Annotated in this window: 1 pseudogene; it reads right to left on the reverse strand. The window is 49.4% G+C overall.

Annotated features, from left to right (window positions below):
* Nucleotides 1-395 (reverse strand): annotated as a pseudogene (locus ACGG90_RS15630) (replication initiation factor domain-containing protein); the annotation flags it as partial.
* Between the last annotated feature and the right edge of the window lie 655 nt (nt 396-1,050).

Below are 1,050 nucleotides of genomic sequence, written 5' to 3' on the forward strand. Positions count from 1 at the left end.
GGCGACAGCAACACATCGATTTCACCACATTTGAAGGTCGCCGCGTACCCGTATCGCGCCCCTTCTTTGAGATTAAAGTGATTCAGGTTAATCTGGAACAGTTCGGTCACCAGTTCTTCATAGTCGTGCGACTTGAAGGTAACGCCCAAGTAATCAATACAGACGTCAACGTTGTTCTGGCCGGTCAACGACCGCAGTGCCAACGTCAATCGCAACCGCGCTTGTTGGTTAATCGGCTTGTTTCCCGTCAGCAGCTGGTTCAAATGCGATCGACTGTAATCAGCCGTCTTCGCTAATTGGCCCTGAGTGATCTTGTGCGTGCGCATCTCATCATGAAACTGGTTTAGCCAGTCGGTATTCGTCATCCCGCCGACTAAGTTCAAATCTTTCAGCATGTTAGCTCCTTTCGAAGCGACCTGACAGCAAAGCCTTCTTTCTGCTTACGCAAAGTGGCTTGCCACCGGCGCTTTCGTCCTACTTACGTGTATTTTGTCTCTAATATTTGCCCCCCTATTAGAGACCGGGGGCTTGTGGCGGCCGGCTAAAGCCGACCGCCGCCGCTCGCGCTAGCGGCTTTCGCGCTGCACGCCGCGCACGGCGGCGATGCGTTGCAAGATCCTTCCGGAAGGTCTGTGAGAACTTTCGCTCTCAACATATACAGACAGTTTGTGGGACACGTTTTGAAACAAAAGCTGGTACTGTAACAAACTCTTAATGTTATCGGCTTTACGCGCCGATATAGCGCATATCAATATGACCATCCGCAATATAGATCGCGAGATTTATGAATAATAATTCTATTCCGACGCTCTCTGAAAAGGAAATACCCACACCATTGACTGCGGTCATAATATCGGTTTGGAAACCAAAAAAGGCCGACACAGTAATAGATGTCGACCATTGTAACTCTCCAATCAATCTACTCACTGCTGTTACTATTCGGTAGCCTCCCTGTTGTGGATTACAGATACATCGTGACGGCATGCAAGAGTATCAGCATCACAGCGCTACAGCACTCATTAAGATTCATCGCACCTCGATAGGCGGCGT

Source organism: Lacticaseibacillus jixiensis, from assembly GCF_042847315.1.
GTDB lineage: Bacteria > Bacillota > Bacilli > Lactobacillales > Lactobacillaceae > Lacticaseibacillus > Lacticaseibacillus jixiensis.